Origin of the sequence: Mycobacterium sp. E1715 (genome assembly GCF_001667625.1) — a bacterium.
Taxonomy (GTDB): domain Bacteria; phylum Actinomycetota; class Actinomycetes; order Mycobacteriales; family Mycobacteriaceae; genus Mycobacterium.
Window position 1 is genome coordinate 1 of sequence record NZ_LZJJ01000247.1, and the last position, 9132, is coordinate 9132.

The 9132-nt window shown below is 69.8% G+C and carries 7 protein-coding genes and 1 pseudogene; 3 read left to right on the forward strand and 5 right to left on the reverse strand.

All coding sequences use genetic code 11. The features are described from left to right. Window positions 1-158, reverse strand: a pseudogene (locus tag A9X03_RS30840) (hypothetical protein); the annotation flags it as partial. A gap of 77 nt (window positions 159-235) precedes the next feature. Here A9X03_RS30840 and A9X03_RS13225 point away from each other — a divergent pair. After that, window positions 236-2602 carry a glycoside hydrolase family 65 protein gene (locus A9X03_RS13225; RefSeq protein ID WP_067754545.1) on the forward strand — a complete coding sequence of 789 codons (2367 nt, stop codon included), beginning with the start codon at window positions 236-238 and terminating at the stop codon, window positions 2600-2602. A 3-nt stretch (window positions 2603-2605) separates the two neighbouring features. Here the strand turns inward: A9X03_RS13225 and A9X03_RS13230 are convergent, their stop codons facing one another. Continuing rightward, a complete protein-coding gene (locus A9X03_RS13230) occupies window positions 2606-3172 on the reverse strand; it encodes a TetR/AcrR family transcriptional regulator (RefSeq protein WP_068018599.1) in 567 nt (188 codons plus the stop codon). A 61-nt stretch (window positions 3173-3233) separates the two neighbouring features. On the opposite strand from A9X03_RS13230, the gene A9X03_RS13235 reads away from it, so the two are divergent. Then, on the forward strand, window positions 3234-4127 hold the full coding sequence (locus A9X03_RS13235; protein ID WP_067779787.1) for a TauD/TfdA family dioxygenase: 894 nt from the start codon (window positions 3234-3236) through the stop codon (window positions 4125-4127). On the opposite strand, the gene A9X03_RS13240 is transcribed toward A9X03_RS13235, so the two are convergent. From A9X03_RS13240 to guaB, 3 genes are all read right to left on the reverse strand, one after another. Then, window positions 4124-5860 (reverse strand): GMC oxidoreductase, encoded by a 1737-nt coding sequence (locus tag A9X03_RS13240; RefSeq protein WP_068018596.1) that lies wholly within the window; start codon window positions 5858-5860, stop codon window positions 4124-4126. The two genes, A9X03_RS13235 and A9X03_RS13240, sit on opposite strands and share 4 nt — an antisense overlap. Before the next feature lie 130 nt (window positions 5861-5990). Next, window positions 5991-7118 carry a GuaB3 family IMP dehydrogenase-related protein gene (locus tag A9X03_RS13245; protein WP_067754536.1) on the reverse strand — a complete coding sequence of 376 codons (1128 nt, stop codon included), beginning with the start codon at window positions 7116-7118 and terminating at the stop codon, window positions 5991-5993. Window positions 7119-7125: 7 nt separating this feature from the next. After that, window positions 7126-8715 (reverse strand): IMP dehydrogenase, encoded by a 1590-nt coding sequence (gene guaB / locus A9X03_RS13250; protein ID WP_067754533.1) that lies wholly within the window; start codon window positions 8713-8715, stop codon window positions 7126-7128. 162 nt (window positions 8716-8877) lie between these two features. Between guaB and A9X03_RS13255 the strand changes: the two genes are divergently transcribed. After that, the coding region (locus A9X03_RS13255) for a DUF5319 family protein (RefSeq protein WP_197696068.1) at window positions 8878-9132 on the forward strand (255 nt) is incomplete at its 3' end.

The window sequence follows — 9132 nt, forward strand, 5'->3', positions numbered from 1 at the left end:
TCGGCGAGGTCGGTGACCACCACGTCGGCGCCGTTGCGGCGCAGATCGTCGGCCTGGCCCACCCGGTCGACGCCGACCACGTAGCCGAAGTTGCCGGCGTGGCCGGCCTGCACGCCCGAGATGGCGTCCTCGAACACCGCCGCCGCGTCGGCGTCGACCGGGTGGGCCAGGCCGACGATCTGCGCCGCAACGGCGCCGACGTGGTGGTCACCGACCTCGCCGAGCTGCTGCCCTCATGATCACCGACGAATCGTTTCCCGTTGATCCATGGCACGTCAGCGAAACCCAGCTCGACCTGAACATCCTGGCCCAGTCGGAGTCGTTGTTCACCTTGTCCAACGGCCACATCGGGCTGCGCGGCAACCTCGACGAGGGTGAGCCCTACGGCCTGCCCGGCACCTACCTGAACTCCTTCTACGAGATCCGGCCGCTGCCCTACGCCGAGGCCGGCTACGGCTACCCGGAGGCCGGCCAGACGATCGTCGACGTCACCAACGGCAAAATCATCCGCCTGCTGGTCGAGGACGAGCCCTTCGACGTCCGCTACGGCGAATTGCTCTCCCACGAACGGGATCTCGACATGCGCGCCGGGACGATGACCCGCCGCACGCACTGGCGCTCCCCCGCGGGCAAGGAGATCCGGCTGGTGTCCACCCGGCTGGTCTCGCTGGTGCAGCGCGGTGTAGCCGCCATCGAATACGTCGTGGAAGCGGTCGGCGACTTCGTCCGCGTGACGGTGCAATCCGAACTCGTCACCAACGAGGACCAACCGCAGACCTCGGGCGACCCGCGGGTGTCGGCCATCCTGGAGAACCCACTGGTGGCCGTCGACCACGAAAACACCGACACCGGGGCGCTTCTCATGCACCGCACCCGCAGCAGCGCGCTGATGATGGCGGCCGCGATGGACCACGAGATCGACGTTCCCGGGCGCGTCGAGTTCAGCACCGACGCCCGCGAAGATCTGGCGCGGACCACCGTGATCTGCGGGCTGCGGGCCGGGCAGAAGCTGCGCATCGTCAAGTATCTGGCGTACGGCTGGTCGAGCATGCGCTCCCGCCCGGCGCTGCGCGACCAGGCCGCCGCCGCCATCCACAGCGCCCGCTACAGCGGATGGCAGGGACTGCTGGAAGCGCAGCGCGCCTACCTGGACGACTTCTGGGACTGCGCCGACGTCGAGGTCGAGGGCGACCCCGAATCCCAGCAGGCGGTGCGGTTCGGGCTGTTTCACCTGCTGCAGGCCAGCGCGCGCGCCGAGCGCCGTGCGATCGCGGCCAAGGGGCTCACCGGAACCGGTTACGACGGCCACGCCTTCTGGGACACCGAGGGTTACGTGCTGCCGGTGCTCACCTACACCGCCCCGCATGCGGTCGCCGACGCGCTGCGGTGGCGGGCGTCGACGCTGGATCTCGCCAAGGAGCGGGCGGCCGAACTCGGCCTCGAGGGCGCCAGCTTCCCCTGGCGCACCATCCGCGGGCAGGAATGCTCGGCGTACTGGCCGGCCGGCACCGCGGCCTGGCACATCAACGCCGACATCGCCATGGCCTTCGAGCGCTACCGCATCGTCACCGGCGACGATGAGCTCGAAAAGCATTGCGGTCTCAAGGTTCTCGTCGAAACGGCGCGGCTGTGGGTGTCGCTCGGTCACCACGATCGGCACGGCGTCTGGCACCTCGACGGCGTCACCGGCCCCGACGAGTACACCGCGATCGTGCGGGACAACGTCTTCACCAACCTGATGGCCGCGCACAATCTGCGCACCGCGGCCGAGGCCTGCAACCGCCATCCCGAGGCGGCGGAGGACCTGGGGGTCACCACCGAGGAGACGGCGTCCTGGCGCGACGCGGCCGACGCCGCCAACATCCCCTACGACGCCGGCCTGGGGGTGCATCAGCAGTGCGAGGGGTTCACCACCCTGGCGGAGTGGGATTTCCAGGAGAACCACTCCTATCCGTTGCTGCTGCATGACCCGTACGTGCGGCTCTACCCCGCGCAGGTGATCAAGCAGGCCGACCTGGTGCTGGCGATGCAGTGGCACAGCCACGCGTTCACCCCCGAACAGAAGGCCCGCAACGTCGACTACTACGAGCGGCGCATGGTGCGCGACTCGTCGCTGTCGGCCTGCACCCAGGCGGTGATGTGCGCCGAGGTCGGCCACCTGGAATTGGCGCACGACTACGCCTACGAGGCCGGGCTGATCGACCTGCGCGATCTGCACCACAACACCCGCGACGGCCTGCACATGGCCTCGCTGGCCGGCGCATGGACGGCGCTGGTCGGCGGCTTCGGCGGGCTGCGCGACGACGAGGGCATCCTGTCGCTGGATCCCGCACTGCCCGACGGCATTTCGCGGTTGCGGTTCCGGCTGCGGTGGCGCGATTTTCGCGTCACGGTCGACGTCAACCATTCCGACGTCACCTACACGGTGCGCGACGGGCCGGGCGGCCAGCTCACCATCCGGCATGCGGGTGAAGAGGTCACCCTGAGCACCGATACGCCCAAAACCATCGCGGTGCGGCCGCGCAAGCCTCTGCTGGCGCCCCCGCAGCAGCCCCCGGGCCGCGAGCCGCTGCACCGCCGGGCGCTGACCCGCAACAAGTAAGGGTTAGCCCGGGTTGAGGATCCGGGCCACCTCGGCCCGCACGGCCTCGCGTATTTCGTCGTCCGTCAGCTCGTCGAGCCCGGTGGCCGAGCGCAGGATCGGCGCGAACAGCCGCCACCCGAACTGCAGCGCCAGCGCGTTCGCCACGGCGAGCCGCGCCTGGGTCTCGTTGTCGTGCAGCGGCAGGACCCAGTCGAGGAAGGTGGCGACGGTGGGAAAACGCGTCTGCAGCTGTCCCGCCGGATATCCGTCGAGCACGGTCCGGGCCATCACGCGCATCTGCCTGTCCAGGGCCCGGTCCAGCACGTCGGCGGCCGGCTCGGCGCTCAGCAGGGCACTCAGGTCGGCACCCAGGTGATCGAGCACGGCGCCCACGAGCTTGTCCTTGGTACCGAAATGACGGAACACCAGCCCGTGGTTGACGTTGGATCGCGCGGCGATGTCGCGGATCGACGTCGCCGCCGGGCCCCGCTCGGCGAACAGGTCGGTGGCGGCCTCCAGGATCGCCGCCGCGACCTCCTCGCGCCCGGTGGGCACTTTTCCGCGGCCCCTTGCGGGCACTGTAGTCATGTGTCTACACTACCGGATGTAGTCAGTTGACTACACACCTTTCACGCGAGGACTGATGAAAATGATTGGCCAGATAACCGTCACCAAGCTGGGAAGCCGCATCGGCGCGCGGGTCGACGGGGTGCGCCTCGGGGGCGACCTCGACCCGGCCGCGGTCGACAAGATCCACCAGGCGCTGTTGACCCACAAGGTGATCTTCTTCCGCCACCAGCACCACCTCGATGACGCGCAGCAACTGGCGTTCGCCGACCTGCTGGGCACGCCCGTCGGCCACCCGGCCGCCGAGCTGCTCGCCGCCAAGAACGCGCCGGTCATCACCCCGATCAACTCCGAGTACGGCAAGGCGAACCGCTGGCACACCGACGTCACGTTCGTCGCGAACTACCCCGCGGCCTCGATCCTGCGCGCCGTCACCCTGCCCCGGTACGGCGGATCGACGCTGTGGACCAACACCGCGGCCGCGTATGACGACCTGCCCGAGCCGCTCACGTGGCTCGTCGACGACCTGTGGGCGCTGCACACCAACCGCTACGACTACATCGCCCCCGAGGCGTTGACCGACGCGCAGCGCGCGTTCCGGCAGGCCTTCGAAAAGCCGGACTTCCGGACCGAGCACCCGGTGGTGCGGGTGCACCCGGAGACCGGCGAGCGCACGCTGCTGCTGGGAGACTTCGTGCGCGGGTTCGTTGGCCTGGACAGCTACGAATCAAGCGTGCTCTTCGAAATGCTGCAACGACGAATCACCAAGCCGGAGAACACCATTCGCTGGAACTGGGCGCCGGGCGACGTTGCCATCTGGGACAACCGGGCCACCCAGCACCGGGCGGTCGACGACTACGACGACCAGCCGCGGCTGATGCACCGGGTCACGCTGATGGGCGACGTGCCCTTCAACATCCACCGGGAACGCAGCCGGGTGGTCAGTGGCGCCCCGCTCGAGGCGATCGCCAGCTAGCCGGCCGAGGTCACCGGGGTGATCGGCAACCAGCGCAGCGCGCCCGGCGCGGTGGCCGGCACCACCGGGTGCTCCGGGGCGATCGGGTCCAGCCGGCGGTAGTCGTCACCCTGCGGCGGGCGCTGATCGCTCTCGCCCTTGTTCGGCCACAAGGAGGCGGCCCGCTCGGCCTGCGCGGTGATGGACAGCGACGGGTTGACACCCAGGTTCGCCGAGATCGCGGCGCCGTCGACCACGAACAACGTCGGGTAGCCGTAAACCCGGTGGTAGGGGTCGATGACCCCGTGTTCGGGGCTGTCGCCGATCGCCGCGCCCCCGAGGAAGTGCGCGGTCAGCGGGATGTTGAACAGCTCGCCCCAGGTGCCGCCGGCCACGCCGTCGACCTTTTCGGCGATGCGCCGGGTGACCCTGTTGCCGACGGGGTTCCAGGCCGGGTTCGGGTCCCCGTGCCCCTGCTTGCTGGTGTACCAGCGGATGCCCAGCTTGCCGCGCTTGGTGTAGGTGGTGATCGAGTTGTCCAGGTGCTGCATCACCAGGGCGATCAGGGTGCGTTCGCTCCACTGGTGGACGTTGAGCATCCGCATCATGCGGCGCGGATCCTCACGCGCCTGGTCCAGCAGCTGCTTCCAGCGCGGCACGTCGGTGCCCTCCGGGCCGGTGCCGTCGGTCATCAGCGTCTGCAGCAGGCCCATCGCGTTGGATCCCTTGCCGTAACGGCACGGTTCGACGTGGGTGTCCGACGTCGGGTGGATCGATGACGTGATGGCCACGCCGTGCGTCAGGTCCAGGTTCGGGTCGACCTCGAGCTTGCCGGCGCCGACGATCGACTCGGAGTTGGTGCGGGTCAGCACGCCGAGGCGCTCGGACAGCCGCGGCAACTTGCCCCGGTCGCGCATCTTGAACAGCAGATGCTGGGTTCCCCAGGTACCCGCGGCCAGGATCAGGTGCGTCGCGGTGAAGGTGCGCCGGTCCCGGCGCAGCCAGCTTCCGGTGCGCACGGTGCGGACCTCCCACAGCCCGTCGGACCGCTGCTGGAAACCCTTCACGGTTGTCATCGGAATGACCTGCGCCCCAGCCGATTCGGCGAGGCCGAGGTAGTTCTTCAACAGCGTGTTCTTGGCGCCGTAACGACAGCCCGTCATGCAGCACCCGCACTCCAGGCAGCCGGTGCGCTCCGGTCCCGCGCCGCCGAAATACGGGTCCGGCACGGTCTTGCCGGGCGTCTTGGTGCCCTCGGGCCCGAAGAACACGCCCACCGGGGTGGGCACGAAGGTGTCACCGCAGCCCATCTCGTCGGCGACCTCCTTCAGGACGCGGTCGGCGTCGGTGAAGGTCGGGTTCGTCACCACCCCGAGCATCCGCTTGGCCTGCTCGTAGTGCGGCATCAGCTCGTCGCGCCAGTCGGTGATGTGAGACCACTGCCGGTCTTTGAAGAACGGCTCCGGCGGCACGTACAGCGTGTTGGCATAGTTCAGGGAGCCGCCGCCCACCCCGGCGCCGGCCAGGATCAGCACGTTCTTCAGGGGATGGATCCGCTGAATGCCGTAGCAACCCAGCCGGGGGGCCCAGAGGAACTTGCGCAGGTCCCACGACGTCTCGGCGAAATCCTCGTCGGCGAAGCGGCGCCCGGCCTCCAATACGCCTACCCGGTAGCCCTTTTCGGTCAGCCGCAGCGCGCTGACGCTGCCCCCGAACCCCGAACCGATGATCAGAACGTCGTAATCCGGCCTCATCGCACCAGTATGGCCTTACCGGCCGGTAATAAACCAGCTGCCCCGAACCCCGTCGCGCCAGTGTGCGGCTAGGTGCACACTCGGCGCCGAACGTGCGGCTAGCTTCATACTCGCGGCGACGCCGCGGCGATCAGCTTCCGGTGGTCAGCCCGACCTTCTGGAACTCCTTGAGGTCGCAGTAGCCGGCCTTGGCCATCGATCGGCGCAGACCACCGACCAGGTTCAGCGAACCGAACGGGTCGTCGGACGGCCCGTTGAGCACCCGTTCCAGCGGCGGCCGCTCGCCCAGGGCGATCTGCAGCAACGCCCCGCGCGGCAACGACGGGTGCGCCGCCGCGGCCGGCCAGAACCAGCCCTCGCCCAGCGCCTCGGCGGCCTCGGCGAGCGGCGTGCCGAGCACCACCGCGTCCGCCCCGCAGGCGATCGCCTTGGCCAGCTCGCCGGAGGTGTGGATGTCGCCGTCGGCCAGCACGTGCACGTAGCGGCCGCCGGTCTCGTCGAGGTATTCGCGCCGCGCCGCGGCGGCGTCGGCGATCGCGGTGGCCATCGGCACGCTGATGCCCAACACCTCGTCGCTGGTGGTGACGCCGCGGGTGGAGCCGTAGCCGACGATCACCCCGGCGGCCCCGGTGCGCATCAGGTGCAGCGCGGTGCGGTGGTCGAGCACCCCGCCGGCCACCACCGGGATGTCGAGCTCGGAGATGAAGGTCTTGAGGTTCAGCGGCTCGCCGTCGCTGGCCACTCTTTCCGCGGAGACGATCGTGCCCTGGATGACCAGCAGGTCGATGCCGGCCTGCAGCAGCACCGGGGTCAGCGCCTGGGCGTTCTGCGGGCTGACCCGCACCGCCGTGGTCACCCCGGCCTCCCGGATGCGCGCGACCGCGGCTCCCAGCAGGTCGGGATTCAGCGGCGCGGCGTGCAGTTCCTGCAGCAGCCGGATCGACGCCGACGGTTCGGGTTCCTTGGTGGCGGCCTCGACGAGCTGGGCGATCTTGCCCTGCACGTCGGCGTGCCGGCCGATCAGGCCCTCACCGTTGAGCACGCCCAGCCCGCCGAGGCGGCCGAGCTCGATGGCGAACTCCGGCGACACCAGCGCGTCGGTCGGGTGGGCCACCACCGGGATCTCGAAGCGGTAGGCGTCCAGCTGCCAGGCCGTGGACACGTCCTGGGAGGACCGGGTGCGCCGCGAGGGCACGATGCTGACTTCGCTCAGTTCATAGGTGCGACGGGCGTTGCGGCCCATCCCGATTTCGACCATGCCGGGCTCAGCGCGCGAAGTAGTTGGGCGCTTCGACGGTCATGGCGACGTCGTGCGGATGGCTTTCGCGCAGCCCGGCGGAGGTGATCCGGACGAACTGCGCCTGTTGCAGCGCCTCGATGGTGGGCGAGCCGGTGTAGCCCATCGCGGCGCGCAGGCCGCCGGTGAGCTGGTGGATCACCGAGGACAGCGGTCCGCGGAACGGCACCCGGCCCTCGATTCCCTCAGGCACCAGCTTGTCCTCGCTCAACGCGTCGTCGGCGAAGTAGCGGTCCTTGGAGTACGACTTCCCCCCGCCGCGGCCCTGCATGGCGCCCAGCGACCCCATGCCGCGGTAGCTCTTGAACTGCTTGCCGTTGACGAAGATCAGCTCGCCGGGCGCTTCGGCCGTGCCGGCCAGCAGCGAGCCCAGCATCGCCGTCGAGGCGCCGGCCGCCAGGGCCTTGGCGATGTCGCCGGAGTACTGCAGCCCGCCGTCGGCGATCACCGGCACGCCCGCGGGCCCGCAGGCCGCGACCGCCTCCAGGATCGCCGTGATTTGTGGCGCGCCGACCCCGGCCACCACCCGGGTGGTGCAGATCGAGCCCGGCCCGACGCCGACCTTGACCGCGTCGGCGCCCGCGTCGACCAGCGCCAGGGCCGCGGACCGGGTGGCGACGTTCCCGCCGATCACCTCGACCTTCTCGCCCACCTCCGCCTTGAGCTTGCCGACCATGTCGAGCACCAGCCGGTTGTGCGCGTGGGCGGTGTCCACGATCAGGACGTCGGCCCCGGCGTCGACCAGCATCATCGCGCGGACCCAGGCGTCGCCGCCGACGCCGACGGCGGCGCCGACCAGCAGCCGGCCGTCGCTGTCCTTGGTGGCCAGCGGGTGCTGCTCGGTCTTGACGAAGTCCTTGACGGTGATCAGGCCGGTGAGCCGGCCGTGGCCGTCGACGACGGGCAGCTTCTCGATCTTGTTGCGGCGCAACAGGCCCAGCGCGGCGTCCGCGCTCACCCCCTCCTGGGCGGTGATCAGCGGTGCCTTGGTCATCACCTCGGCGACCTTGCGGGTCTGGTCGACCTCGAACCGCATGTCGCGGTTGGTGATGATGCCGACCAGCGCCCCGGTGTCATCGACCACCGGCAGACCCGAGATCCGGAACCGGGCGCACAGCGCGTCGACCTGCGCCAAGGTGTTGTCCGGGCGGCAGGTGACCGGGTCGGTGACCATGCCGGCCTCCGATCGTTTGACCATCTCGACCTGGCCGGCCTGCTCGGCGACGGGCAGGTTGCGGTGCAGCACGCCCATGCCGCCCGCCCGGGCCATCGCGATGGCCATCCGCGACTCGGTGACCGTGTCCATGGCCGAGCTGACCAGCGGAACCTTGAGCCTGATCTTCTTGGTGAGCTGGCTGGACGTGTCCGCCGTGGCGGGAACCACATCGGATGCGGCCGGCAGCAGCAAGACGTCGTCGAAGGTGAGCCCCAGCATCGCGACCTTGTGCGGGTTGTCACCCCCGGTGGGCACCGCGTCGTCGACCAGCCCGCCAACGCGCACGTAGGGGCTGCCGACGAGGTCGGAGCTGTCTTCCAGGTGGGACATGCCACGGGTCATCGGCGGGGCCCTCCATACGATGCGGCGTGAGAACACCATCCTATCGGCACGCGCGCCCCTCGAGCCGCTGGCCGGGGCGCGCCGCGGGCGGCAAACGGTGCGGAAACGACGGGCGGCTTCCCTGCTGGCGTTATCCCGGCCGGGCTGCGTAGGCTAGTGTGCGTGCGCGATCACCTCCCACCGGGTTTGCCACCCGATCCTTTCGCCGACGACCCCTGCGATCCGTCGGCTGCGCTGGAAGCCGTAGAGCCGGGGCAACCGCTGGACGCCCAAGAGCGGATGGCGGTCGAGGCGGACCTGGCCGACCTGGCGGTTTATGAGGCCCTGTTGGCGCACAAGGGCATTCGCGGGCTGGTGGTGTGCTGCGACGAATGCCAGCAGGATCACTATCACGACTGGGACATGCTGCGGGCGAAC